At 53.3% G+C, this 23,498-nt stretch carries 16 protein-coding genes, 1 other RNA gene and 1 pseudogene; 9 read left to right on the plus strand and 9 right to left on the minus strand.

The window, feature by feature from the left end; genetic code table 11:
* Positions 1–30: 30 nt before the first annotated feature.
* From ETV65_RS01405 to ETV65_RS01425, 5 genes are all read right to left on the minus strand, one after another.
* A complete protein-coding gene (locus ETV65_RS01405; RefSeq protein ID WP_205951558.1) occupies positions 31–972 on the minus strand; it encodes an ABC transporter substrate-binding protein in 942 nt (313 codons plus the stop codon).
* A 77-nt stretch (positions 973–1,049) separates the two neighbouring features.
* Positions 1,050–1,799 (minus strand): ABC transporter ATP-binding protein, encoded by a 750-nt coding sequence (locus ETV65_RS01410; protein WP_129951226.1) that lies wholly within the window; start codon positions 1,797–1,799, stop codon positions 1,050–1,052.
* A 273-nt stretch (positions 1,800–2,072) separates the two neighbouring features.
* Positions 2,073–2,154, minus strand: a non-coding RNA gene (locus tag ETV65_RS01415) — RtT sRNA.
* A 380-nt stretch (positions 2,155–2,534) separates the two neighbouring features.
* Positions 2,535–4,040: an L-arabinose isomerase gene (araA, locus tag ETV65_RS01420; RefSeq protein WP_129951227.1), complete on the minus strand. Its 1,506-nt coding sequence runs from the start codon at positions 4,038–4,040 to the stop codon at positions 2,535–2,537.
* Positions 4,041–4,076: 36 nt separating this feature from the next.
* On the minus strand, positions 4,077–5,756 hold the full coding sequence (locus tag ETV65_RS01425) for a ribulokinase (protein WP_129951228.1): 1,680 nt from the start codon (positions 5,754–5,756) through the stop codon (positions 4,077–4,079).
* A gap of 417 nt (positions 5,757–6,173) precedes the next feature.
* Here ETV65_RS01425 and ETV65_RS01430 point away from each other — a divergent pair, with 417 nt between their 5' ends.
* The 4 genes from ETV65_RS01430 (at position 6,174) to araC (ending at position 11,129) form a co-directional block, all read left to right on the plus strand.
* Entirely contained in the window at positions 6,174–7,160 is a 987-nt protein-coding gene (locus tag ETV65_RS01430) for an arabinose ABC transporter substrate-binding protein (RefSeq protein WP_015697441.1), read from the plus strand.
* A 248-nt stretch (positions 7,161–7,408) separates the two neighbouring features.
* The gene (gene araG, locus ETV65_RS01435; protein WP_129951229.1) at positions 7,409–8,995 is read left to right on the plus strand and encodes an L-arabinose ABC transporter ATP-binding protein AraG; all 1,587 of its coding nucleotides are present in this window, start codon (positions 7,409–7,411) and stop codon (positions 8,993–8,995) included.
* Between the two features lie 17 nt (positions 8,996–9,012).
* Positions 9,013–10,017: an L-arabinose ABC transporter permease AraH gene (araH, locus tag ETV65_RS01440; protein ID WP_013575455.1), complete on the plus strand. Its 1,005-nt coding sequence runs from the start codon at positions 9,013–9,015 to the stop codon at positions 10,015–10,017.
* 176 nt (positions 10,018–10,193) lie between these two features.
* Positions 10,194–11,129, plus strand: a complete 936-nt coding sequence (gene araC / locus ETV65_RS01445) for an arabinose operon transcriptional regulator AraC (RefSeq protein WP_095922099.1) — start codon at positions 10,194–10,196, stop codon at positions 11,127–11,129.
* Between the two features lie 585 nt (positions 11,130–11,714).
* Here araC and uxuA read toward each other — a convergent pair.
* On the minus strand, positions 11,715–12,899 hold the full coding sequence (gene uxuA / locus ETV65_RS01450; protein ID WP_129951230.1) for a mannonate dehydratase: 1,185 nt from the start codon (positions 12,897–12,899) through the stop codon (positions 11,715–11,717).
* Between the two features lie 197 nt (positions 12,900–13,096).
* Here uxuA and ETV65_RS01455 point away from each other — a divergent pair, with 197 nt between their 5' ends.
* Positions 13,097–13,795 (plus strand): FadR/GntR family transcriptional regulator, encoded by a 699-nt coding sequence (locus ETV65_RS01455; protein WP_129951231.1) that lies wholly within the window; start codon positions 13,097–13,099, stop codon positions 13,793–13,795.
* 88 nt (positions 13,796–13,883) lie between these two features.
* On the opposite strand, the pseudogene bcsG reads toward ETV65_RS01455, so the two are convergent.
* From bcsG to bcsE, 3 genes and pseudogenes are all read right to left on the minus strand, one after another.
* Positions 13,884–15,530, minus strand: a pseudogene (gene bcsG, locus ETV65_RS01460) (cellulose biosynthesis protein BcsG).
* Positions 15,527–15,760 (minus strand): cellulose biosynthesis protein BcsF, encoded by a 234-nt coding sequence (gene bcsF / locus ETV65_RS01465; RefSeq protein ID WP_129951232.1) that lies wholly within the window; start codon positions 15,758–15,760, stop codon positions 15,527–15,529. The pseudogene bcsG and the gene bcsF overlap by 4 nt, the downstream one beginning before the upstream one ends.
* A 4-nt stretch (positions 15,761–15,764) precedes the next feature.
* Positions 15,765–17,363, minus strand: coding sequence for a cellulose biosynthesis protein BcsE (bcsE, locus tag ETV65_RS01470; protein WP_129951233.1), 1,599 nt, complete (start codon positions 17,361–17,363; stop codon positions 15,765–15,767).
* A gap of 200 nt (positions 17,364–17,563) precedes the next feature.
* Here bcsE and bcsR point away from each other — a divergent pair, with 200 nt between their 5' ends.
* The 4 genes from bcsR to bcsB are packed head-to-tail and all read left to right on the plus strand — an operon-like array spanning position 17,564 to position 23,457.
* Positions 17,564–17,764, plus strand: a complete 201-nt coding sequence (gene bcsR, locus ETV65_RS01475) for a cellulose biosynthesis protein BcsR (RefSeq protein ID WP_129951234.1) — start codon at positions 17,564–17,566, stop codon at positions 17,762–17,764.
* A gap of 1 nt (position 17,765) precedes the next feature.
* On the plus strand, positions 17,766–18,509 hold the full coding sequence (bcsQ, locus tag ETV65_RS01480; protein WP_129951235.1) for a cellulose biosynthesis protein BcsQ: 744 nt from the start codon (positions 17,766–17,768) through the stop codon (positions 18,507–18,509).
* Positions 18,506–21,121, plus strand: a complete 2,616-nt coding sequence (bcsA, locus tag ETV65_RS01485; RefSeq protein WP_129951236.1) for a UDP-forming cellulose synthase catalytic subunit — start codon at positions 18,506–18,508, stop codon at positions 21,119–21,121. The genes bcsQ and bcsA overlap by 4 nt, the downstream gene beginning before the upstream one ends.
* Positions 21,118–23,457 (plus strand): cellulose biosynthesis cyclic di-GMP-binding regulatory protein BcsB, encoded by a 2,340-nt coding sequence (bcsB, locus tag ETV65_RS01490; protein ID WP_129951237.1) that lies wholly within the window; start codon positions 21,118–21,120, stop codon positions 23,455–23,457. Before bcsA ends, bcsB begins: the two co-directional genes overlap by 4 nt.
* Positions 23,458–23,498 lie beyond the last annotated feature (41 nt).

Below are 23,498 nucleotides of genomic sequence, written 5' to 3' on the forward strand. Positions count from 1 at the left end.
GGCTGTAATGGTTAACAGCCCGTGAAAGGATTACTGCGGGCTGAACAGCTTCGCAAAACGGTCAAGAACGTCTTTACGTGACGCAGAAGCCTGAGAAACTTCCGGAAGCAATTTCAGTGACTTAAACAACGGACGTCTGGCGTCGATATCGGTACGGGCCGGCATCAGCCAGGCATCAGCCACCATTTTCTGGCCTTCAGGCGACAGTGCGTAATCGATAAAGGCTTTCGCTTCTTTTGGCTGCTGGCTGGATTTGAGGATCATCATCGGGCGCGGCGCGATGACCGTTCCGCTGTCCGGGAAAATCACTTTTACGGATTCGCCGTCCTGCATGCTGGCGTAAGATACATAATCAACCGCACCAAAGACGGCGGCTTTTGCACCCTGTAAGACCGGCGTCAGTGCCTGTGCGTTGGGTCCCGCTATGATCATGCCGTTGGCTTTCAGATCCTCAAACAGTTTCCAGGCCTGCTGTGCGTGGGCATTTTGTAACCCGATCAGCAAATCCAGAGACGCACCGGAAAGTGACGGATCCGGCGTAGTGACTTTGTCTTTGAATTCCGGTTTGGCTAAATCGCCCCAGTCTTTAGGCTCGGTAGTACCACTTTTGGTATTCCATACGATACCCAGGGCGGAAATTCCCTGTGCGACGTAATACGGTGTTTTAAACTGCGCCGGAACCTTTTCTGCGTTCGGGCTTTGGTATCCGAGCAACCAGCCGCGCTGTTCGAGATCGGTGGCGGTATCCCAGGATGCTGAGATAAGGATGTCGGCGCGCGGGTTTGCCTGTTCTGCTTCCAGACGCGCCATCACTTTGCCGGTCGTTGCCTGGAACACATCCACTTTTATGCCGGTTTGCTTTTCATATCCGGCTGCCAGTTTTTTTGCCAGAGAACCCGGCCCGGCGGTGTAGAGCGTCAGCGCCTGTGCACTGCCTGCTGCCATTGCGAGAGAAAGAGTCATTGCTGTCATTACGCCTGTTTGGATACGGGAAAACGTTTTGGAGGTTTTATTGTGTGTGCGGTTCATCATTTTCATTCCATCAAAGGTTAAGCAACAAAAGGTGAAACAACGGAAGGGTCAATCGGGTCAACGCTGGCGATTGCGCCTTTGTCCATGCGCGCAATGCAGTGTGCGAGTGCACGAGCTTCGTGCTGATCGTGGGTGACATACACCGCCGTGGTGCCGAGTTGGCGCAACAGGGTTGCCATTTCCTCGCACAGGCTTTCCCGCAGATCGCGGTCAAGATTCGACAGCGGCTCGTCGAACAGTAAAATTCGCGGCTCGGCAACGATGGCCCTCGCCAGTGCCACGCGCTGTTGCTGGCCACCGGAAAGCTCAGAAGGGCGTCTTGAAGCGAAACCCGCCAACCCGACGCGTTCCAGCGCTGCCATCACTTTCTCCTGCTGCGCTGCACCCCGGATATTGCGCATCTGCAACGGGAATGCGACGTTCTGCTGTACGGTCATATGCGGCCACAATGCATAATCCTGAAACGCCATGCCGAGATGGCGTTTTTCCGGTGGCATATTGATTTTTCCGCTGGCGACGATTATGCCATCGAAACTGATCTGCCCCGACGCCGGATGCAGCAATCCTGCCAGCATTTTCAGCAGCGTACTTTTACCGCAACCGGAAGGGCCAAGCAGGGCGAGGATAGTGCCTTCGGGCACCGATAAATTGACGCGATTGAGTACCGGGTGACTCCCAAAGAAATGGGAGACCTCATGGATGGCGATAGCGGGAGGAGAAGACATGCGCGCAGGCGCATTCCCGCTGATGGTAGCTGGAATGATCATGGTGGGGAACTATCCTCTTTGGGACTTAATTGTGCTGGTGAGCGTAAAGGGGGAATGTGACGGACGGATGACAACACCTTGGGGTGCCACCCAAACTGGCCTTAAGGTCAAAACCGTGGGCGTCGGCCCACACCGACCAGAGACCCGGTAACGCGCGGGCCTCTGGACTCCGCGCTTTTTCACTGCGCGCTGTCGCGGGTATGACGGACATGTTCTGATGCATTGGTGAGTGGCGCAAAATGTCATCGCTTCGCGATTCCCGAATTTCAGGTTTACTCGGCCTACGGCCTCGCCCTTCGGGCCGTCACTTCGTGACGTTGTCTCGCTCCGCTCGGCTCGAGCCATAGGTCTCGAACCGTTCATTCGGTGCCATTTTTGATCACGCCAATACACTTTTCTGAAAATATAAATTCATTCTGTTTTTGAATTTAAGATCGTGCGGCGGTTCAGAAAGCTTGCTAAATGAGAGGTTGCAGACCTGAGGCTGCAACCCCGAAATGAAGGTACCGCGTAGCGGCAAGATTTCCAGCCTGTCGCCGCGGCAACTGAAACATAGCCAGCGAGCGAAGCGCGTGTTGAAAAAGCGTGGGGAAATCCAAAAGGGGAAAAGCACTTTCCCCTTTTGGGCGGTTTCGGCGCAGCGCGTTAAGTGATCACCGCACGTAAGAAACCGAAATTTACGCTAACTCGCTTTAGCAGTGTAAGCCGCCATTGCAGCGGCCTTCTGCAAATAAATCAGCGGCTGCAAAGCTTGTAATACACCTCATTCCACCGGATCTGATTTTTGAAGTCCGGCAGCGTCGTCTCGTTATCAATCACCAGCAGTTCAATCCCGGAAAGCTCTGCATATAACCGCAGCGCGTCGATATCCAGTGCCTGTGAGAACACGGTATGGTGTGCGCCGCCGCCGAGGATCCAGGCTTCTGCTGCTGTCGCCAGTGATGGCTGGGCTTTCCAGATAGCGCGGGCAACCGGCAGTTTTGGCAGCGGATGCGGTTGTTCGATGGTATCCACCAGGTTGACCAGAAGACGGAAGCGGTCGCCCATATCGATGACGCTGGCATTGACCGCCGGACCCGCTGGCGTGGAGAAAATCAGACGTGCCGGATCCGCTTTACCACCTATGCCGAGATATTGCGCGTCAAGCAGCGGTTTCTCTTCTTTGGCAATCGACGGACACACTTCCAGCATGTGCGAGCCCACCACCAGATCACTGCCCGGCTTGAAGTGGTAGGTGTAATCCTCCATGAAAGACGTGCCGCCTTTCAGACCGCTGGCCATCACTTTCATGATGCGCAGCAGGGCAGATGTTTTCCAGTCACCCTCGCCACCAAAGCCGTAGCCTTTCTGCATCAGACGCTGAACGGCCAGCCCCGGCAGTTGTTTCATACCGTGCAGGTCTTCAAAGTTGGTCGTGAACGCGCCGAATTTACCCTGCTCGAGGAAGCGGGTCATGCCGAGTTCAATTTTGGCGGCATCCAGCAGATTTTCACGACGTTCGCCGTTGAGTTTTACCGCATCCGTCAGACGATAGGTGGCTTCGTATTCTTCTACCAGCGTATCGACGTCGCCTTTGCTGACTTCGTTGATTACGCTGACCAGGTCACCAATACCGTAGGCGCTGATGCTGTAACCGAACTGGATTTGCGCAGCCACTTTATCGCCTTCGGTGACCGCAACTTCACGCATGTTATCGCCAAAACGTGCCACTTTCAGATGCTGACTTTCGTTTTTCGCGGCAGCAACCCGCATCCACTGAGCGATACGGCGATGAGATTCACCGTCCTGCCAGTGACCGGCCACTACGGTATGTTGCTGGCGCATACGGGCACCGATGAAGCCGAATTCACGGCCACCGTGCGCAGTCTGGTTCAGGTTCATGAAATCCATGTCCATGGTTTCCCAGGGGATTTCGGCGTTGAACTGGGTATGGAACTGCATCAGCGGCTTATGCAGAATGCTCAGCCCGGCGATCCACATTTTGGCCGGTGAGAACGTATGCAGCCAGGTGATGATGCCCACACAGGCATTGTCATAGTTAGCTTCACGGCATAACGCGGTGATTTCGTCCGGCGTGGTCACCAGCGGTTTGAGCACCAGTTTGATCGGCAACCCGGCTTCGCTGTTCAGGCTACTGACCACCTTCTCGGCGTTCTCTTTTACCTGACGTAATGCCTGGGGACCATACAGATGCTGACTGCCAATGGCGAACCACACTTCGAGATGTTTAAACGCGTCCATTTATGACTCCTGAATATCGGATAGGTAAAATACGAATTAATGTGCCGGTTTTGCTGCAAACAGTGGTTCTGTCGTGGCACACCATTGCTGATAACGTGTGTACAGACGCTGATATTGCTCAACGCGCTGCGGATCCGGCAGCAGTGTGCGTTCAATGCTACAGGCCATTTTTTCCTGAGCGGCAGGGACATCGTTGAATTCCCCGGCGGCGACAGCGGCAAAAATCGCGGCACCCAGCGCGCAGCACTGATCCGAGGCGACAATTTGCAGCGGACGGTTCATGGCATCAGCACAAACCTGCATGATGACCGGCGATTTACGCGCGATGCCGCCGAGGGTAAGCACGTTTTCCACCGGAATATCCTGCTGTTCGAAACATTCCATGATGGCGCGTGCGCCAAAAGCGGTCGCCGCAATAAAACCGCCGAACAGTTCCGGCGCCTCTGTGCCCAGATTGATATCGGTAATGACACCTTTCAGACGCTGGTTGGCAAACGGTGTGCGGCGGCCGTTAAACCAGTCGAGCACCAGCGGCAGATGATCCAGTTTCGGATTTGCCGCCCAGGCAGCAGTGAGATCGGTCAGCAGATTTTTTTGCAGGCTGGTCAGTTGCGGTGCCATTTCAGGATGCGCTTTGGCTGCCTGAATCAGCGGCCAGCTCAGAAGACGGCTGAACCAGGCATACATGTCGCCGAAAGCGGATTGTCCGGCTTCCATTCCGATCATGTCCGGTACCACGCTGCCTTCGACCTGCCCGCAGATGCCGGCAATAGCACGGTCATTGACGCGTTCTTTATCGGCAATGAGAATGTCGCAGGTGGAAGTGCCGATCACTTTGACCAGCGTATAAGGTTGTGCACCCGCTCCGACGGCACCCATATGGCAGTCGAATGCACCGCCCGACAGCACCACGCTGGCCGGTAAGCCAAGACGTTCGGCCCATTCAGGCGTGAGTGTGCCAACAGCCTGTTCGGCGGTAACGGTATCGGTAAACAGCGGATACGGCAGATGTTCAACCAGCAACGGATCAAGTGCGGCAAAGAAATCTTTGGGTGGCAGACCGCCCCATGACGGATGCCAGAGCATTTTATGTCCGGCGCTGCAACGTCCGCGCACCACTTTATCCGGCGCGGTGGTGCCGGAAAGCAGGGCGGGCACCCAGTCGCACAATTCGACCCACGAGGCAGCGGCTTGTTTAACCGCCGCATCTTCACGCGATACATGCAGGATTTTTGCCCAGAACCATTCTGAGGAATAAACGCCGCCGATATAACGGGAATAGTCAGGGAAATTGCCGCTGCGACAAAGACGGTTGATCTCTTCGGCTTCTTCTATGGCTGTGTGATCTTTCCAGAGCACGAACATGGCGTTGGGGTTTTCGGCGAATTCCGGTTTCAGCGCCAGAATGTTGCCTTCTTTATCGACAGGGGCGGGGGTTGAACCGGTGGAATCAACACCGATACCCACCACGCGCGCAGCACGTTCGCTGCCCAGACGTTGCACCACATTTTTAATCGCCTGTTCCATTGCCTCTATGTAGTCGAGCGGGTGGTGGCGGAACTGATTTTTTGCCGCATCACAATAGCGACCTTCATTCCAGCGCGGATAATAAACCACATCGGTTTCCATCTCGGCACCGGTCTGGCAATCCACTGCCAGGGCACGGACGGAATCGCTGCCAAAATCAAGACCAAGAGCAATCGCACCTTGCGTCATTCTTTCTCACTCCTTCAGGTTTGCCGTAGTCATTACGGCGGCGAATCGAATTGCTCTAACAGTAGGAGGATGCAAAAAAGTGAGTGAGGAGGCGTTAGCTGGAAGTATGCACAAATCTGCTCCCAATGATGTTTCTGTGAGGTTGGTCAAATGTTAGCGTTTGGCTAAAATCGCTATATCTATGCACAAACCTGCTGTTTTCCCGCCGTGTGATAGCGCTCTACATTCCGTTGCAAAATTACCGCTAAAACTTAACCCGTCTTACAAGAGAGTGTGACGTAAATCCTCTATAAAACCGGACTTCGCCGCACTTTCACTTTGTTTCTTTACGCTACTGATAACGTTTTCACGATTGCGGTAAACCACCCGATGTAAGACTGCGATTGTGAAAAACAACAATAAAAGTCGGAGAACATCATGCATAAATTCACTAAGGCATTAGCGGCGGTCGGGTTAGCTGCCCTTATGTCACATTCAGCTATGGCCGCTGAGAATCCGAAGCTGGGATTCCTGGTTAAACAGCCGGAAGAGCCGTGGTTCCAGACTGAATGGCGGTTCGCAGATAAAGCCGGTAAGGATCTCCACTTCGACGTCATTAAAATCGCCGTGCCGGATGGTGAAAAAACGTTGAATGCGATTGACAGCCTGGCGGCCAACGGGGCGAAAGGTTTTGTCATCTGTACACCGGATCCGCGTCTCGGACCTGCCATCATGGCGAAAGCGCGCAGCTATGACATGAAAGTCATCCAGGTGGATGACCAGTTTGTGAATGCCAAAGGCAAGCCAATGGAAGAAGTGCCGTTAGTTATGATGGCCGCGACCAAAATCGGCGAACGTCAGGGGCAGGAACTGTACAAAGAAATGCAAAAACGTGGCTGGAAAGTGGCTGATACCGGGGTGATGGCCATTACGGCAGATGAACTCGATACGGCGCGCCGCCGCACCTCCGGTTCGATGGATGCGTTGAAAGCAGCCGGATTCCCGGAAAAACAAATCTATAAAGTCCCGACCAAATCTAACGACATACCGGGCGCACTGGATGCCGGTAACTCCCTGCTGGTGCAACATCCTGAAGTGAAAAACTGGCTGATCATCGGCATGAACGACAACACGGTATTAGGTGGCGTTCGTGCAACCGAAGGTCAGGGCTTTAAAGCCGCTAACGTCATCGGCATCGGCATCAACGGCGTGGATGCGGTGAATGAGTTGTCAAAAAGTGCCCAAACCGGTTTCTACGGTTCCCTGTTACCTAGCCCGGATATCCATGGTTACAAAAGTATCCAGATGCTGAATGAATGGGTCACCAAAGGCGTTGAACCACCGAAATTTACCGAAGTGACTGATGTTGTTCTGATTACCCGCGACAACTTCAAAGAAGAGTTGAAGAAGAAAGGTCTTATGTGATCTTCAGATGTGGTTGAAACAAGCAATACCCCTAAATAATTCGAGTTGCAGGAAGGCGGCAAGTGAGCGAGTCCCGATGAGCTTACATAAGTAAGTGATTCGGGTGAGTAAGCGTAGCCAACGCATCTGCGACTTGAAGTATGAAGGGGAGAGACGCTGCTGCAGAGTGGACGACAGGAAGTTTTACGAACTGTTTTCTGCTGTGCAGCGGCGTGCATCCATACTTACTCAACTTCCAGGTAGCCACTATGACTCAGCAATCTTTCGATAATAAGACGCCTTTGCTGACACCGTCCCTGACGGAGTTTGATGCGGCCAGGCCGTATCTGGAATTCCATGACATTGGCAAAACTTTTCCTGGCGTGAAAGCGCTGGACGGGATTTCTTTCAATTGTTATGCCGGGCAGATCCATGCGTTGATGGGCGAAAACGGCGCGGGTAAATCTACGCTGTTGAAAATCCTCAGCGGGAACTATCAGCCTTCCCAGGGCAATATTCACATCAAAGGCCAGCCGGTCGCATTCAGCCATACCACGGATGCGCTCGATGCCGGTGTGGCGATTATTTATCAGGAATTACATCTGGTGCCGGAAATGACGGTGGCAGAGAACATTTATCTCGGCCAGTTACCGAGCAAACATGGTTTCGTGAACCGAAAATTGCTGCGTTACGAAGCCAAAATTCAGCTTGAACATCTCGGACTGGATATCGACCCCGATACGCCGCTGAAATATCTTTCCATCGGCCAGTGGCAGATGGTTGAAATTGCTAAAGCGCTGGCACGTAATGCCAAAATTATTGCGTTCGATGAGCCGACCAGTTCACTTTCCGCCCGTGAAATTGAACAGTTATTCCGTGTTATCCGTGAGTTACGTGCTGAAGGGCGCGTGATTTTATATGTCTCGCACCGCATGGAAGAAATTTTCGCATTAAGTGACGCTGTCACTGTTTTCAAAGACGGGCGTTATGTCCGCACCTTCGACGATATGACGCAGGTGGATAACAGCAAACTGGTGCAGGCGATGGTTGGCCGTAATCTCGATGACATTTACGGTTACGCACCGCGTCCGCATGGCGAAATCCGCCTTGAACTGGAAGAGGTGAAAGCACCGGGCGTGAGAACACCGGTCAGCCTCACTGTACGCCAGGGTGAAATCGTCGGCCTGTTCGGGCTGGTGGGCGCAGGGCGCAGTGAGCTGATGAAAGGCTTATTCGGCGGCACGCGGATTACCGGTGGCACCGTCCGGCTCGACGGCGTAGCGCTGAATATCCGCAAACCGGCGGATGCTATCCGCCAGGGCATCATGCTATGTCCGGAAGACCGCAAGGCTGACGGCATCATTCCTGTGCACTCGGTGCGTGACAACATCAACATCAGCGCCCGTCGCAAAACAGTCAAAGCAGGGTGTCTGATCAACAACGCCTGGGAAGCGAAGAATGCGCGTAAACATATTGATGCGCTGAATATCAAAACCCCCAGCGATCAGCAACTGATCATGAATCTTTCGGGGGGTAATCAGCAAAAGGCCATTCTGGGTCGCTGGTTATCGGAAGAAATGAAAGTCATTTTGCTGGATGAACCGACGCGCGGTATTGACGTTGGTGCTAAGCATGAAATCTACAATGTGATTTATTCACTGGCAAAACAAGGCATTGCGGTGCTGTTTGCGTCCAGTGATTTACCGGAAGTGCTGGGTCTGGCCGACAGGATTGTGGTGATGCGCGAAGGTGCAATCTCCGGCGAACTGTTGCATGACGACGCCACCGAAGAAAAAGCGCTGGGGCTCGCCATGTTGCGGACACCCGTTCTTGATTCTGCCCATGACGCTGCCTGACTGAGGAGCAAAATATTATGTCGAGTATGACGACCAATTCAGCTAAACCGGATCAACCTTCAGCCGCCTCACGCGGCGGCCAGGGGCTGATGCGTATCTGGGACAGTTACGGCATGTTAGTGGTGTTCGCCGTGCTGTTTATTGCCTGTACCATTTTCGTGCCCAACTTCAGTTCTTTCATCAATATGAAAGGGTTAGGGCTGGCGATTTCAATGTCCGGGATGGTGGCTTGCGGGATGCTGTTCTGCCTGGCTTCCGGTGACTTCGATTTGTCAGTTGCGTCGGTGATTGCCTGTGCGGGCGTCACGACCGCCGTGGTAATCAATATGACCGAAAGCTTGTGGATCGGTGTCGCTGCCGGTTTACTGCTCGGTATGCTGACCGGTTTGCTCAACGGTTTTGTTATCGCCCGCCTGAAAATCAATGCGCTGATCACCACGCTTGCCACCATGCAGATCGTGCGCGGTCTGGCGTACATCATTTCCGATGGTAAAGCGGTGGGTATCGAAGACGAACGTTTCTTCACTCTGGGTTACGCCAACTGGCTGGGGTTGCCTGCGCCCATCTGGCTGACGGTCGGTTGTCTGATCATCTTTGGTCTGTTGCTGAACAAAACCACTTTCGGGCGTAACACGCTGGCGATTGGCGGTAATGAAGATGCGGCGCGTCTGGCCGGTGTGCCGGTGGTGCGTACAAAAATCATCATCTTCGTGCTCTCCGGGCTGGTGTCAGCGGCGGCGGGCATCATTCTGGCGTCACGCATGACCAGCGGCCAGCCCATGACCTCACTGGGCTTCGAATTGATCGTTATTTCTGCCTGCGTGCTGGGGGGCGTTTCCCTGAAAGGCGGCATCGGCAAAATTTCCTATGTTGTTTCCGGGATCCTTATTCTGGGTACCGTGGAAAATGCGATGAACCTGCTGAATATTTCTCCGTTCTCGCAGTATGTGGTTCGTGGTTTGATCCTGCTGGCGGCGGTGATCTTTGACCGCTACAAACAGAAAGCGAAAAAGACCGTTTAATCGGATTTTGTGATAACGCTTTCATCCTGTCATCGTCCGGCATTTAGCGCTATCACGGGTTAAATGCCGGGAAAACGCGTGTTTGTTCACAATATAGTAACCTTTACTGGCAGCGTTTTCACTGCCGGTTAGAATAGATGAAAAGTCCATAGCCATGTGAAGTTTCAGGAGGTTCGATGTATCACCGTATGATTCAGGATCAGCAGCAAAATCCGCTGTTACCGGGTTACAGTTTCAATGCCTATCTGGTCGCCGGTATGACACCAATCCTTGCTGACGGGCCACTGGATTTTGCCATTGACCGTCCCGGCGGCATGAAGGGCTATATCCTTAACCTGACGGTGAAGGGGCAGGGGAAAGTCTTCGACGGCGAAGATACCTTCTACTGCAACCCCGGCGATCTGCTGCTATTCCCGCCGAAAGCCCGTCATCTTTACAGCCGGTCTGCTAACGCTGATTCCTGGTATCACCGCTGGGTTTATTTCCGCCCGCGCGCCTACTGGGCTGACTGGCTCGAATGGCACACCAAAACCCGCGACGTCGGGCGTCTTTCTTTACCGAATAACACTTTGTTGCTGGAATTTGACCGTTTGTTTGCCAACATCGAACAAACGCAGAAATCGGGGCGACGTTTTTGTGAAGAGCTGGGGATGAATCTTCTGGAGCGTTTGTTGCTGCGCGCCATGGAAGAAGATCCGCAGAGCCCGCAAAAAATTATGGATCCGCGTGTTATCGAAGCCTGTCAGTTTATTACCGGCAATCTGGCGGGTGAATTGCGGATTGATGAAGTTGCCCGACACGTTTGCCTCTCACCCTCACGGCTGGCGCATTTATTCCGTGAGCAGGTCGGGATCAATATCCTGCGCTGGCGCGAAGATCAGCGGGTAATCCGCGCCAAATTATTATTGCAGACCACACAGGAATCCATCGCGACGATTGGCCGCGTGGTGGGATACGATGATCAGTTGTATTTCTCACGGGTATTCCGGAAACGTGTCGGGGTGAGCCCGAGTGATTTCCGCCGCCGGAGTGTCGAGATCAACTATCCGGCCAAGCCGTATAAATCCCATCCGTGGCCGGAGCAGGAAAACGCGGTGGCGTATCATTTTTGAGTTTGCAGAGGGGGCCGCTGCAAAAGGGGCGACCTTAAAACCTTGGGTTGCCACCCAAACTGGCCTTAAGGGTGGCTTATCGCCACCACCCTTAAGAATCCCAGGCTCTTTTTACTGCGCGCTTTGCTCGCTGGCTATGTTTCAGGCATCACAGCGATAGCCGCAAAATCCCGCCGCTGCGCGGTTCCCTCCCTTCGGGTTACAACCCGCGCAAAAAGACGCGCGGTTTTCCACCTCTCGTCCGGCGGTATTTTGGAACCGGCCCCAGGCTTATACTTCACAACCTCACTCATTGTGATTTTGTCTTTTAAAAAAGTCAGGGGCGATTCAGAAAGCTTGCTGAACGGAGCGGCTTCGAGACTTGAGGCTCGAAGACCGAGTGAAGGCACCGCAAAGCGGCAAGCTTTCCAGCCTGTCGCGGCGCTGCCTGAAACATAGCCACGAGCAGAGCGCGCAGTTCAAGACGTGGAGATCCCAAAGAGGGCTCGTCATAGCCCTCTTTGGTCGGTTTCGGCGCGAAAGGCCGATTGATAACCGTTATTGAAAAACCGAAATTTCACAATTCAGTTATTAAGAAGTGCGAATTCATTCGCTAAAGAAGCTTTGTTTCAAAGCCCGCTCCACACCCCGCAGTTCTGCCAGTCCCCGCAGGCGTCCAATCGCTGAATAACCCGGATTGGTTTTCTTATGCAAATCATCCAGCATCTGATGGCCGTGATCCGGACGCATCGGGATAGCGCGCAGATTGCCCGCGCGGCGACGGGTTTGCTCTTCGGTCAGAATCGCTTTGATTACCGCCACCATATCCACATCACCGTCTAAATGGTCTGCTTCATGGAAGCTTCCCGGTACGTCTTCCCGCTGCGTCGCACGCAGATGAATGAAATGCACGCGGTCGGCATAGGTGGTCATCATTTTCACCAGATCATTATCTTCACGCACGCCGTAAGAACCGGTGCAGAAGCAGAAACCGTTGTGAATACTGTCGACCGTTTCTTTCAGCCATTGCATATCTTCGATGGTGGAAATAATACGCGGCAGGCCGAGGATAGGGCGCGGAGGATCATCAGGGTGAACCGCCAGACTCAATCCACATTGCTCGGCAACCGGCACAATGCTGCGCAGGAAATGCGCCATGTTTTCACGCAATTTCGCTTTATCAATACCGTCGTAAGTGGCCAGACGTGCACGGAACTGATCCAGTGTGTAGCCTTCTTCCGCACCCGGCAAACCGGCAATAATATTAGACACCAGCTGATCTTTATCCGCCTGTGTCATTGCCGCAAAGTATTCGGCCGCTTGTTTTTGCTCATCCGCGCTGTAATAAGAAGTCGCGCCTTCGCGCTTGAGCAGATGCAATTCAAAAGCCGCAAACGCGATATGGTCGAAGCGCAGGGCGCGTGAACCATCCGGCAGTAAATAGCCGAGATCCGTGCGTGTCCAGTCCAGAACCGGCATGAAGTTATAGCAGACTGTATCGATGCCGCATTCCGCCAGGTTGCGGATAGATTGCTGATAGTTAGCAATATGTTTTTCAACATCTCCGCTACGGGTTTTAATTTCCTCATGCACCGGAATGCTTTCCACGACAGACCATACCAGCCCTTTGGCTTCAATTATGGACTTGCGTTTCTGAATTTCTTCCACCGGCCAGACTTCACCGTTCGGGATATGGTGCAGGGCGGTAACCACGCCGGTTGCGCCAGCCTGACGCACATCATCAAGTGAAACCGGATCGTTCGGGCCGTACCAACGCCATGTCTGTTCCATGTGTTTTCCTTAAAATTGTTAACTGACTGTCTGAATGTAGTTGACGCATGGCCGGTGATAAGTTCAATCTTAATGCGCGGTCTGGTCAGGTGGTCTGCTGGTCAGGCCATCAGACCGACATATGATTCAGCATCAAACCGATCTTTAATGTGATCGGGATAACAGATCTGGGATTCAGCATGAACACGGAGAAAATAATGGCATTACCCACCCTTAAAGTTGAACGGCTGTATCGCCAGATTTCTAATGTCTTGATTAATTGCATTAATACCGGTCAGTTTGCGCCGGGCGCGATGATCCCTTCTGAGCGCGATTTATCCAAACAGCTGGGGGTCAGCCGTTCATCCATTCGTGAAGCCCTGATTGCACTGGAAATCACCGGCTGGGTGGAAATCCGCACCGGCAACGGCGTATATGTCAGCGATCCGCTGCCACAGGCCACACCTGCGGTGCAAACGGTGAATACCGAAGAGGAATTCAGCCTGCAATCACTGGTAAAAGCACGTCAGGTTTATGAATCGATGACAGCAGAACTGGCGGCAATTAACGGCACTGACGATCAGCGCGAAAAGCTAAAAGCCATCGCCCGCGAATTAAACGAACTGAATGCTAATAACGACGCCTTCCTCGAAGCCGATCGCCGCTTTCATATGATGATCAGCGAAATGACCGGCAACGAAGTGCTGCACGATATGATGGGATATTTGTGGGATAAGCGACGTTCACGCCGGTTTATGCGCCTGGAGAGTCATTACACCGAAGTGGATTTCGCCCGTGAAATGAATGCCGATCATCAGGGGATCCTGGACGCCATTTTGGCGAAAGATGGCGCAGGGGCGCGGGCAAGAATGAGCCGCCATTTACAGCATGTGTATGACCAGCTATTTGCAGAATAAATGAAGAGAGCCTAAGCTCCCTCCCTTGCGAAGGGGGGAGCAAAAGAAGCTGCCCCTTAAAATTCATTATGTTCCGACCCGGCTTCACTCAGCTCGGATACGGCACCCACCCGCCGCCGTTGAGCCGGATGTAAATTTTCCCCTGATATTCCATCACCACCGAGTTCTCATTTTCTGATACCAGCGGCGTTTGTGGCAGGTTCGAGCCGAAAGTTTTCCAGTCCATTGTCGGGCTGTTAAATACTTTGCCATCGACTGCGCGGGCGACCATTTCTGAAATCGCCTGATAGCTGCTCTGACCCTCGATTTTCATCGGTGACGGCGCATGGGGGGCCTGCATACCAAAGAATTTCACGCCGACCGGAATGTGGGTAATGCCCGGGCTTGGAATGTCACGCAGACCCGATATTTGCATCTTATCGCCAACCAGGGCAGCACCATGCTCGGGCACCACCAGCAGCATGACTTTGCGGCCGGATTTATCCAGCTGATCCATAAAAGTATTCAGCTGATTCAGCAGGGTTTGTGCACGGTTATGGTAATCCGCGCCTTTATTGCTGCCCACATAACGGTTGCCGTCATGCAGCGGGATCAGGTTAAAGAAGGTCGCGGTGCGCGCGGTACCGGCTTTCTCCTGATTTTCCAGCCAGCGGGAGGACAGCTGCCCGTCGTTGAAAATCGGTGTGCCATCAAATGACGTCAGCTCATAACCCAGACCGGCCTGTGACATTAGCGGCGCTTTCATATCGGCATCATCACGCAAGTTACCGATGTAATTACCGAATACACCCGTATGATCCATAGCCAGTTGGGAAGTGAAGCCCAGACGCGCGAGATCGTCAAACAGATAACACTGCTGACCGGCAGGCTGATACAAATCATGATGCGAGGTCTGACCGCAACTGGCGCGCAGCAGGCGGATAGATGCCGGGCCGCTGTAGGCCGTGGCTGAATTAAAATTACTGAAGACAAAATCGAAACGTGACCACAGCGGTGAACTGGAAAGATTCACGGCATCCAGATCTGACCAGGCCAGCGAACAAATGTTGATCACCAGCAGGTCAAACGGCTGTGCATCAGCAGGCAACGCATCAGGGAATTTCGTCGTCTTGCGCCGTTCGTTTTGGTAAAACTGCTCCAGATAAGCGTTCAGATTGGCATTGGTCGGCGGACCATTCACGGTGTTATCCGTGGCTGATGGCGCAACGGTCACCGGTGTCGTCACGGTATTTTGGGCGATAGCCGGGGGCGTATAATGCGCGAAAAATGGCGTGATGAGGCCGCTGAGGTTAAGCCACAGCAGTGCAATAACGGTAAATGTGGTCAGCCGGATCCACTGGGAGATAAACAGATAACCAACCAGCAAAGCGAAACCGACGGCAATCCACTGCCAGTTGATAAAGCGATCGGCCAGTTCAAGCAGATAACTGAAACTGAAACCGGCAACGTCCGCCCCCTGATTGACGATTGAACGCCAGCCGGGCAGCCAGGTATCGTGATACAACAGTGCCAGCCCGAAAGGCAGGGCCAGCCACTGTCTCCAGCGATGCAGGCGCAGTGAACGTAACGGGAACAGCAATACTGCGGCAAAGACAAGATTGCTCAGTGCATCAAAATTCAGATACCCCATTGAAAGCAAAACAAATTTAAGTAAAAAATAGTAGTTTCAGGCACCCAGGCCGCGCCAGGATTGCCAGATCCGCAAATGCGGTAAAGAGGATTGCGATTCGTTCATAGTGACGTCTTGGATTTCCCTGTTGCGGCGGAGTCATCAGCCGGTTTACCGGAGCGTTTGCGGCTTTTACTGACGGAGCTGGCTGTTATTCGCGTTAAATAGCGCGGCGAAAGGAAAAGGGCCGCGAAACGGTTTTTCCAGCGAGGTAGCCGGTTGCGCAGTACATATCCTGCCGGGAAAAAAATCATCGCTGCCAGAATAAAAATTTCAATAATATCTCTGATGTCCATGCTGTTACTCCGGTGCCCGAATCACAGGCGAATCGCTCACGGCGAGCGTAACGGGCACGGGTTGGTGCACCTGCGCCCGTTTTAACGGTTCTGTTTTATGTTGCACGTATGTTTCTGCCGCCAGCACCGGTGTTGCCATCGGTGGCCTGGCGGCCAGACGGCGAACTTCTGTCTGGATATCCGGTTCCTGACTCCAGAACGTCTGGCTGGTGAACACTTCTTTGACCGGCAGGCTAAACAGAAATGTCAGCACATTTTCCACATCGCTGACCTGACAGTTCGACAGAAACAGATAAAGATGACGCCCGGTAACGGTCAAAATGTCACCGTCACGGCGCAGCGAACATAAAGACATCGCCTGCTGCGGGCTGATCCCGGCGGCAGGGCGCAGAGAAATTAAAATGCCCCGGGATTCCGTCGCCAGAGAGGCGTGATCCCAAATCTCGCGCATCACCTGGCAAAAAACCGGCAGTGGCAGATAACCCTTATGGTGGGTAGGCAGCCGGCTGTCGAGCAGCAATTCGATATCGTCCGGCACATGCCGGGTATACGTGAGGTTTTGCAGGTCATCCAGCAGGGTCAGGAAGTTGGAAAGGCGTGCCGCCTGCGGGACAACCAGATTCGCGCCACAGGCCTGAAGCAGGCGCTGATCGACATAACGCAAAGAGGCATTCATTTCACGCACGACAATTTTCAAACCCGTGCCGCGCTGCATACGTAAAAGATGAACCTGACGGGCCAGCACTTCCACTTCGTCATTGCCGGTAAGGGCGAAAATGACTGTCGCCGAGCGGGCATGCGCCGCTCGTGCGGCCAGTGCTTCGTTATCGTCAAACAGGAACCAGCGTTCTGAAAGCGCAGGCGCACCTTCAAGCACCGAGCGATCGGCCAGCAACATCCACTGGTCATCGCCGGTTTGGTCGGAAACTGCCGCAGAAACGTTTGTTTGAATTTCCCAGCCGGTGTGGTGGCGTATCAGCGGATAAAGCGTGTTGGCTTGCGCGCCCAGTGTGTCATGCCACCAGGAAATACCCCATTGATTAGGCTCAACATCCGTTTTCAAATCTGCAACGCCGTATATATTGCGGTGGTATAAGTGAAGCTGAGTTTTAACCGCATTAATACCGTTTCCATAGCAGATAATAAGGAGCGTTGCACCTTTATTATGGGTGCCAGAGCTCATTTCACTCAACCAGCGGGCGAATTGTTTATCACTTATCGCCTGCCAGGTACTGACCGGGAGTAATAGAATCATTAATGAGGCGGAGTGAGCAGGCAGACGATTAATATCGGCTGCAAGAGAGAGAAACGCTTTCTTGCCATTCGCTAACTGGTAATAAAAGGTTTTTTTCTGATACTTTTTCAAATAAGTGAGAAGAATGTCGTCATCCGGTACTCTGTTTTCATGTGCAGTGCAAAGTAAATTGTGCTGCGGAAAAAAAACACTGACCGGAACTTCACCTTGCTGAGCCTCAACAGTTTGACCGCAAAGATGATAAGCGGCTTCCTCACTGTCGGTATTAACCCAGTAAAGCCCCTGAGATTGCATCTGGGTTAATCCATTCCAGAATGGTTTCATGCCCAATGAAAAGGAGAGTGCCATATAGTTAATCTGCTTGTGTCATTTTTGATTAAAAGTCTGCTTGGGGCACACCGGGAATGTGAGTATAATAAATTCTAGCATTGCCACATTAAATAATCATAATACTTCATAATAATGTTTGGTACTAAAAAACCTAAACAGGTAAGGCCATTTTGGCCATGTTGTCTCAGTATTTAGATTGATGCAGGGAGAAAGAACCGGTGGGAGCCAATATTGCAGACCAGGAAGAATCCGAACCGAAAAAAGATGATGATTTTTTTGCGCTGAGTCGCCTTTTTTCTCTGTCAGAATTAAATTACGTCGATATAGCCCGTAAAGAAAAAATCCCGCAACTAATGTCCCGCTGGCCGTTACTGGCTGAGCTGGCGCAATACGGCGAACACAGCGCGGAGAAAAAATAATATGGCTGTCATTGCCTTACAGGGCGTTCGTGGCGGTACGGGGACCACCTCGGTCACGGCTGCACTGGCCTGGGGTCTTGCGCAATTAAATGAGAAAGTGCTGGTGATCGACTTTTCACCGGAAAACTTCCTGCGGTTGCACTTTGGTATGCCTGTCGCTCAGGCATGCGGATGGCGCTATGCGCACAATACGGGGACGTCCTGGCAAAACTCTGCACTGCGCTACCATTCTCATCTTGATCTCCTGCCTTACGGGCATGTCGCAACGGACGATAACAATCAGCCTGATTTCGACTGGCAAAAGGCGATCACTCAGCTTAAAAATACCGGTGTCTATGACTGGATCCTGATCGACTCTCCGGCAGCCGATCCCTTACCTGCACGCATACTTGCCGACCGCACCGTCGTGCTTCTCCATGCTGATACTCAGTCACACCTGCGTTTACATCAGTATGTGCTGCCAGCCAACGGGCATTATCTGCTCAACCAGTTCATTCCTTCCAGCCAGTTACAGCAGGATATTCTGTTGTTATGGCAGGAAACGTTGCCCGCCCTGATCCCGGTGATTTTACACCGCGATGAAGCAATGGCGGAGTCACTGGCGGCGAAACAGCCTGTCGGGGAATGGAAAAATAACAGCAAAATCAGCCGTGAGATTAACACACTGGCGAACTGGTTCCTGCTGCACTTACGCCATCCCGGGGACGTGCATAGCCAGAAAACGCCGCGGAGCCCGGCAAAATGAACCGTCTGCTCAATCTGTTTCTGGTGCCGCCGGTCGTTCTCGAATTACAAAATCGCTACCGGCATTATCGCGCCAGCCATTCCTCACGTATGGCCGCAGGTCTGATGATTATCTGTGTGGCGTTGTGCTGGTTGTTTTTACGTTTTGAATCCCCGTTCTGGCAGCGCGTTAATGCACAGCGCACCCGCTGGTATCCGCAAATTTCGCCCTCTCAGCCGCGTCTGGCCGATCCGTTGCGTTATATCGTGCAAAGTGTGTGGCTGCTGATCATCCTGCCATCTGAAGGCAGACGCGGGCGTGTGATCTATAGCCGCTGGCCGCAGCAGTTGCGCGGAAAAGTCCATTTGTGGCTCAGATCATTGCCCGGACAGGTCACCCAAAATCCGCTGGAAACTCAGGTCACACGACGTATCGGCAAAATGAACCGGCTTACTAAACGCATACTGGTGTTACTGACTGCTTTGCTGACGATCACGCTGGCGATGTTCTGCATTTCTCAGCCTTTTGGCTATATCGCGCAGTTTGTTTTCGTGGTGCTGCTGTGGAGTATTGCAATGATTATCCGCCGTATTCCGGGACGTTTCCCGGCGCTGATGATGATTGTATTGTCGCTGACCATTTCCTGTCGTTATTTATGGTGGCGTTACACGTCAACGCTGAACTGGGAAGATCCGCTGAGTCTGATTTGCGGTCTGCTGCTGCTAGGGGCGGAAACCTATTCCTGGACGGTGCTGGTGCTGGGGTATATCCAGACCATCTGGCCGCTTAACCGTAAACCGGTGCCCATGCCTGCGGATATCTCGACGTGGCCAACGGTGGATCTGCTGATCCCGACCTATAACGAAGATCTGAGCGTGGTGAAACCGACATTGTACGCCGCACTCGGGCTTGACTGGCCCCGTGACAAACTGACCATTTATCTGCTTGATGACGGCAACCGGCAGGAATTCGCGGATTTTGCCCATGAAATCGGCGTGAAATACATTGCCCGTGAAACGAATGAAAATGCCAAAGCGGGCAACATTAATCATGCGCTGAAACAGGCGAAAAGCCAGCTGGTGGCGATTTTTGACTGCGACCATGTGCCGACCCGTTCTTTTTTGCAACTGACCGTCGGCTGGTTCTTTAAAGATAAAAAACTCAGCATGTTGCAAACGCCGCACCACTTTTTCTCGCCCGATCCGTTCGAACGTAATCTGGGCCGAATGCGCCGTACGCCAAACGAAGGCGAACTGTTTTACGGACTGGTGCAGGACGGCAATGACCTGTGGGATGCCAGCTTCTTCTGCGGCTCCTGCGCTGTGTTGCGCCGCGACGCACTCGATGAAATCGGGGGTATCGCTATCGAAACGGTGACGGAAGATGCGCATACCTCGCTGCGAATGCACCGCCACGGTTACACTTCAGCGTATATTCGTATTCCGCAGGCGGCAGGGCTGGCGACGGAAAGTCTGTCTGCTCACATCAGCCAGCGTATCCGCTGGGCGCGCGGTATGGTGCAGATATTCCGCCTCGATAACCCGCTGTTTGGCAAAGGGCTGAAACTGGCGCAACGGCTGTGTTACGCCAACGCCATGTTACATTTTCTGGCCGGTATTCCGCGCCTGATCTTCCTCACCGCGCCCCTGGCATTTCTGCTGTTACATGCCTACATCATTTATGCACCGGCTGTTGCCATTGCGCTGTATGTGCTGCCGCACATGATTCATGCCAGCCTGACTAATTCGCGCGTACAGGGCAAATACCGTCATTCGTTCTGGAATGAAATCTACGAAACCGTGCTGGCGTGGTATATCGCCAGGCCAACGACGGTGGCGTTGTTTAATCCCCATGCCGGGACGTTCAATGTGACGGCAAAAGGCGGGCTGAACAAGCATGCTTACGTGGACTGGAAAATCAGCCGGCCATATCAAATCCTGATGTTGCTTAATCTGGCGGGTTTATTCTTTGGAATTTACCGCATTGTTTATGGACGCCCCGACGAAATTTTAACCGTACTGGTGAGCATGGCGTGGGTGATCTACAACATGATTATTCTGGGCGGGGCGATTGCCGTGGCGTTCGAATCCAAACAGGTTCGTCAGGCACACCGCGTAGAAGCCAGAATGCCCGCGTCATTACTCAAGCCAGACGGACATATTTATGTCTGCACCATCCAGGACTATTCCGACAGCGGTGTCGGGCTGGAAACCGCGAGTGCAAGCCAGTTTCAGTTTGGTGACAACGTCACGTTAATCCTGGGCCGCGGACAGCAGGAATATACCTTCCCGATGCAGATCAGCCGTGTGTTTGGTGAAAACATCGGTATGCAGCTATTGCCACTCACAACCCAACAACATATCGATTTCATCCAATGTACTTTTGCCCGGGCCGACAGCTGGGTATTACGCGAAGACAGTTTCCCTGAAGACAAACCGATGGAAAGCCTGCGTGAGATACTGGGGCTGGGCATCCGGGGTTATCTGCGGATGCTGGACATCGCCCCGCAACGCTACCGACCGCTGGTGTCCCGAACACGATCGTTTGGCCGCTGGTTGCTGTCTTTTGCTCCGCGTAATCCATCGCTGGCCGTTCAGCCTGTTGAATCCAACCTGATGATGACAAAACAATGAAAAAACTTCCGATCACCACTTTTATGGCATCCGCATTGATGACATTAGCGTTGGGTTCTGCTGCACCGGCCTACAGTGAACAGGCTACTGCACCGGTTGTGCCGGGCAATGAGATACCTGCGCCTCAGGTGACGTTGCCGCTGGTGGCACCGGCGGTGAACCCGATGATTATTCCGGGCGCGCCGGTGCGCAACGTGATATTACCTTTTGCCGATGTAGCACCGAGGCCAGGGGCCATCACCTTGCGCGGTATTCAGCCGAACGGGCAGATTGAATTCGGTGTGCGCAGTGACGAAGTCGTGACACAGGCTACGCTGAATCTCGAGTTCACGCCGTCGCCGTCGCTGATCCCGGTCCAGTCGCATCTTAAGGTGTATCTCAACGACCAGCTGATGGGCGTTGAAGTGATTGATAAAGATCAGCTCGGCAAGAAAAATCACTTACAGATGACGATTGATCCGCGCTATGTCACCGACTTTAACCGTATCCGCCTGGAGTTTATTGGTCATTACCAGAACGTCTGTGAAAACCCGGCAAACACCACGCTGTGGCTGGAAATCGGCAAGGGCAGTTCACTCAGTCTGCAATACCAGAAACTGCCGCTAAGCAACGATCTGGCGCATTTCCCGGTGCCATTCTTTGATGCGCGTGACAGCCGTCCGCTGAGCCTGCCGATGGTATTTGCCGCCTCTCCGGATGCCAGCCAGCAACAGGCGGCGGCGATTCTGGCCTCCTGGTTCGGCACCAAAGCCCAGTGGCGCGGGCAATCTTTCCCGGCGCTGTATAACCAGTTGCCGGAAAGCCACGCCGTGGTGTTTGCGACTAACGGTCAGCGCCCTGATTTCCTCAAAGAAATGCCGCCGGTGAAAGGGCCCGTCGTGCAGATGGTCAGCCGCCCGGATAATCCGTACGTCAAAATGCTGCTGATCCTCGGTCGTGATGATCAGGACTTACTGACGGCAGTAAAAGGCATTGCGCAGGGAAATATCCTGTTCCGTGGCGAAACGGTCGGTGTCGATAAAGTGGATCAGATCCAGCCACGCCAGCCGTATGATGCGCCAAACTGGGTGCGCACCGACCGTCCGATGAATTTTGGCGAACTGAAACAGTATGCAGAACAGTTACAGTCTGACGGCATCCAGCCGAACCCGGTCACGCTCAACATTAACCTGCCGCCGGATCTGTTCCTGATTAACAGCACCGGTATTGATATGCGGCTGAAGTACCGTTACACCTCGCCACAGCTCAAAAACACGTCGCGTCTGAGCATCAGCCTGAACAACCAGTTTGTGCAGGATCTGACCCTGAAAACCGGACACGATGAGGATTCCCGGTTACTGCATCTGTCCCTGTTGCAGGGGCTGCTGGATGGCAGCAAGGATCTGAATATTCCGGCGCTGAAACTGGGTGCGGTAAACCAGATGCGTTTTGATTTTGACTACACGTCGCTGCTGGCAAGCGGCAGCGAGGGCCGCTGTGAAACCTATAACACCGTGCCAAATCATGTAGTGATCGACGACAGCTCCACCATCGATTTCTCCGGATACCGTCATTTTATGGCGATGCCTGATTTGCGCGCCTTCGCGAATGCCGGATTCCCGTTCAGCCGCCTGGCGGATTTATCCCAGACGCTGATTCTGGTTCAGCCACAACCGCAACCTGAGCAACTCACCACGCTGTTTGATGCGATGGGCAATATTGGCGCACTCACCGGTTATCCGGCACTTGGCGTAGGGCTGACCGAAGATGCGGCAAAAGCAAGAACCACCGACGCCGATCTGCTGGTGATCGGTAACTTGCCTGCGGATTTGCGTGACGACAGCATGCGCGATGATAAAAAAGCTAACTTACTGATCGAGGCAGCCCGCGATGCGGTTAACACCCCAATCCGTCAGGCGTCGTTAACGGATAACAACTCACCTGCCAGCGATGCGCGGGTGGATGCCAGTGCGCAAATCAGTGCACAAGGTCCGATTGCGGCGATCGTCGGATTAAAGTCGCCATACTTTGATCAGCGCAGCGTGGTCGCGCTGATGGCAAACGGTCAGCAGGGCTTCGCAATGCTGAACACCTCAGTGCAGGATACCCGACAGCGTGCGCGGATCTTTGGTTCAGTGGCAGTGGTACGCGATTCCGGCATCAGTAGTCTGAAAGTGGGTGATACCTATTATGTGGGCCATTTACCGTGGTGGGAACGGGTATGGAACGCAATGGCGAACCATCCGGTATTGCTGGCAGTCATGGCGGTGATTCTGGTGTTCCTGGCGGCAATACTGCTATGGACCGGGTTACGTTCTCTGGCCCGTCGTCGTCTGTCTGATGATGATCAGGAATAATTTCGTGAACAGACACTCCACGAACCGGCTTTCCCGCAACA

The organism is Rahnella sp. RFA10(1/100) (assembly GCF_004195115.1).
Taxonomy (GTDB): Bacteria; Pseudomonadota; Gammaproteobacteria; order Enterobacterales; family Enterobacteriaceae; genus Rahnella; species Rahnella perminowiae.

Excerpts from the sequence above, each read along its gene's own strand:
- ETV65_RS01405 (WP_205951558.1), bottom strand. The coding sequence starts at position 972 with ATGACAGCAATGACTCTTTCTCTCGCAATGGCAGCAGGCAGTGCACAG.
- ETV65_RS01410 (WP_129951226.1), bottom strand. The coding sequence starts at position 1,799 with ATGATCATTCCAGCTACCATCAGCGGGAATGCGCCTGCGCGCATGTCT.
- araA (WP_129951227.1), bottom strand. The coding sequence starts at position 4,040 with ATGGACGCGTTTAAACATCTCGAAGTGTGGTTCGCCATTGGCAGTCAG.
- ETV65_RS01425 (WP_129951228.1), bottom strand. The coding sequence starts at position 5,756 with ATGACGCAAGGTGCGATTGCTCTTGGTCTTGATTTTGGCAGCGATTCC.
- ETV65_RS01430 (WP_015697441.1), top strand. The coding sequence starts at position 6,174 with ATGCATAAATTCACTAAGGCATTAGCGGCGGTCGGGTTAGCTGCCCTT.
- araG (WP_129951229.1), top strand. The coding sequence starts at position 7,409 with ATGACTCAGCAATCTTTCGATAATAAGACGCCTTTGCTGACACCGTCC.
- araH (WP_013575455.1), top strand. The coding sequence starts at position 9,013 with ATGTCGAGTATGACGACCAATTCAGCTAAACCGGATCAACCTTCAGCC.
- araC (WP_095922099.1), top strand. The coding sequence starts at position 10,194 with ATGTATCACCGTATGATTCAGGATCAGCAGCAAAATCCGCTGTTACCG.
- uxuA (WP_129951230.1), bottom strand. The coding sequence starts at position 12,899 with ATGGAACAGACATGGCGTTGGTACGGCCCGAACGATCCGGTTTCACTT.
- ETV65_RS01455 (WP_129951231.1), top strand. The coding sequence starts at position 13,097 with ATGGCATTACCCACCCTTAAAGTTGAACGGCTGTATCGCCAGATTTCT.
- bcsF (WP_129951232.1), bottom strand. The coding sequence starts at position 15,760 with ATGGACATCAGAGATATTATTGAAATTTTTATTCTGGCAGCGATGATT.
- bcsE (WP_129951233.1), bottom strand. The coding sequence starts at position 17,363 with ATGGCACTCTCCTTTTCATTGGGCATGAAACCATTCTGGAATGGATTA.
- bcsQ (WP_129951235.1), top strand. The coding sequence starts at position 17,766 with ATGGCTGTCATTGCCTTACAGGGCGTTCGTGGCGGTACGGGGACCACC.
- bcsA (WP_129951236.1), top strand. The coding sequence starts at position 18,506 with ATGAACCGTCTGCTCAATCTGTTTCTGGTGCCGCCGGTCGTTCTCGAA.
- bcsB (WP_129951237.1), top strand. The coding sequence starts at position 21,118 with ATGAAAAAACTTCCGATCACCACTTTTATGGCATCCGCATTGATGACA.